We start from the raw sequence: 2688 nt of genomic DNA, 5'->3' as shown, positions 1-2688 counted from the left end.
ACGGTTCGCAGGAGACGGCCGATGACTTCCTCAACTAGGGCAGGTTCTGGGGCGTCACGCCGAGCTTCGCCTTCGTCGCCGAACCGCAAACGAATGGCGTCGCTGAGCGCTTCAACCGGACGCTGAAGGAACAAGCCATTCACGGTCGCATCTTCAGGAACCTGGAGGAAGTTCGGGCCGCGGCCGTCGAGTTCAAAGATCGTTACAACCGTCATTGGCGTCTCGAAAAACTGGGCTTTATGTCACCCCATGAAGCCCGTCACGCAGCCACCATGAAAGAGGCCGCCTGAGTTGCAAACCCGTGTCCAGACAATCCGAGCCGGTACACCAACAAGCCACCTGCGATGTTGTTGCGGTACTTCCAGGTAGAGCAGACGACATGGCACGCCTGGAGATTTGGCTCGGACATGACGAGCCCATCATCACCGTCATCGGAAAGTACAACCACGGCAAGAGTCGCCTCCTGAACGAACTCATCGGTCAGGAGGCGTTTGCCGTCGCGGACAAGCGCGAAACGGTGAGACTCTCGGACCGTGTCCATCAGGGAGTTCGCTGGCTCGATGCACCAGGTCTTGATGCTGATGTTGGCACCGAAGATGACCGTCATGCCATGCATGCAGCATGGCTGCATGCGGACATCCGCCTGTTTGTGCACGCTGCGAAGGAAGGCGAGCTCGACGCCAGGGAATTGGCCTTGCTCGCCGAACTTCGTGATGACAGTGAGCGAACGCGGCGACAAACACTCTTCGTGCTGTCACAGGTCGACCAACTCCCTAGCGAAGCCGAACTTCAAACGGTAAGCAGCGCGATTAGCGCTCAGTTCCCGGGCATCGCGTTGAACGCAGTTTCTTCGGCGCGGCATCGCAAAGGGCTCGACGAAAGCAAGAAGCTCTTTGTTGAGAAGAGCGGCATTCCCCTTCTGCATGCCGAGCTTGACGTAGCGCTCGCCCAAGTGCCGGCCGCTCGCGGCTACGAAATCTGCTTGTTGTTCGAAGAAATCCGAGGAGAGCTTGAGCAGGTCGCCCGCGAACGCGCGACGTCACTCGAAGCCGCCCGCGCGATGCAGTTCGAGCAACGGCGGGCTCTCGACCAAGGTCTGGCGAACATCATCAGGAAGGTAGGTTCCGACATCGAAGTCATGCTCGACGCATTGGGCGTCGACTATGGGTCTATTCCGGACTCCGCAAAAGACGCCTATGCTTCCACAGCGGGGAAACGCGAACGCGCCCACATCCAGATTGCCTACTCGCGAGCCTGCATCGAAATCGATAGTTTTCTCGCTGGGCACGGCGTTATCGGTTTGCCGACAGAGCAGGAAACCGTTGCGCGTGCTCTCAATTCCGTGATGATTGCCGTGATGGGCGTGTCGGTGAAGTTCAGAAAGGACCTGCGCCGGATGTTCTGCACCGACGCAGGCCGCGAACGTATGCAGCGTGACTTCACCCACTACTAGGAGGTTTCGAACGAACGAAAGGCATTGGCAGCGCGCATCTCAGAGACCAAGTCCGCCATCGACGCTCTGCAAAAAGCGTCAGTCTCTTTGAACGCACTGGACGTCACAACATGAAGGCGGACGCAAGCAACGAAGAGCGCCTCATCGCTGACGTCGACGCATTCGAGTTCATCACGCACGATGTGACGACCATCGTTCATTCGATGGAGGAATGGCTTGCGCGCTTGAGTGCCCATCTTCAATCGAATCGCCGGACATGGCGCGGCCTGAAGGAGCAAAGTGAGCTCGCTCGGAAAGCGGACGCCATCAACACGTTAGTCAACCAAAGTATGGTCGGATGGACCGAGCAATGGCAAAGCTACGAACCGGCGCGTGCTTTCGCCGACTCTTTTGACGACAAGGTGCTGCTGCTTGTATTTGGAAAGTTCAACGCGGGCAAGAGCTCCTTTTGCAATCTTCTCGCCAGCCGATTCGCCGCTCATGGAAAAGACGTTCGATATTTTTACCTTGACGGCGGCCAAATCGTGGAGACGCCGGAACGCTTCCAGGCGGGCGTGACGGAGATGACCTCACGGCTGCAAGGCGTACGCCTGGCCGGGAAGCTGGTCCTGGTGGACACGCCGGGCCTGCATTCGGTCACGCCTGAAAACGCAGGTCTCACCCAGCGATTCACCGACAGCGCCGACGGAGTCCTTTGGCTCACGAGCTCGACGTCTCCCGGACAGGTCCAGGAGTTGGACGAACTCGGACGCGAGCTGCATAAGAACAAACCGCTTCTTCCAGTCGTGACCCGTAGCGACGTATATGAAGAGGACGAGGTCGACGGCGAGATTCGCAAGATTTTGCGCAACAAGACTCAAGAGAATCGTACGGAGCAAGAGGACGATGTCAACATTCGCGCGGCAGACAAGCTCTCGCAGATGGGCGTTGCCGCTGAACTGCTGAAACCGCCGGTATCCATATCCACATACTTCGCAGGCGCGCACGGGCAGACGCATGCGGCAATGAACGAAGCCGGATTCGAGCGACTCTTCGCTGCGCTAATTGCCGTCACTGAACCGACTCTCGCCTACAAGCGTCGCAAGCAAGCAGAAGTGCTGTTGCACCATCTGGCAGAGAACGTCATTGGTGCACTGAATAGCAAGGTCGTATCTTTGCGGATCGTCGGGGGAATCTATGGGTGAATTATTGTGCGCGGCTAGCCAAGTGAAGCTCGATTCCGATACTGATAGAGC

At 57.8% G+C, this 2688-nt stretch carries 2 protein-coding genes and 1 pseudogene; all 3 read left to right on the top strand.

The window, feature by feature from the left end; all coding sequences use genetic code 11:
* Positions 1-110: 110 nt before the first annotated feature.
* Positions 111-290, top strand: a pseudogene (locus AWB81_RS41805) (hypothetical protein); the annotation flags it as partial.
* Between the two features lie 89 nt (positions 291-379).
* Positions 380-1453 (top strand): GTPase, encoded by a 1074-nt coding sequence (locus AWB81_RS41800; protein ID WP_327373462.1) that lies wholly within the window; start codon positions 380-382, stop codon positions 1451-1453.
* Between the two features lie 110 nt (positions 1454-1563).
* Entirely contained in the window at positions 1564-2637 is a 1074-nt protein-coding gene (locus AWB81_RS41795; RefSeq protein WP_087135593.1) for a dynamin family protein, read from the top strand.
* The last annotated feature ends 51 nt before the right edge of the window (positions 2638-2688 follow it).

Source organism: Caballeronia arationis, from assembly GCF_001544975.2.
Classification (GTDB): domain Bacteria; phylum Pseudomonadota; class Gammaproteobacteria; order Burkholderiales; family Burkholderiaceae; genus Caballeronia; species Caballeronia arationis.
Note: the sequence above shows the minus strand (reverse complement) of the source record. Positions and strands in the feature narration are given on the sequence as shown.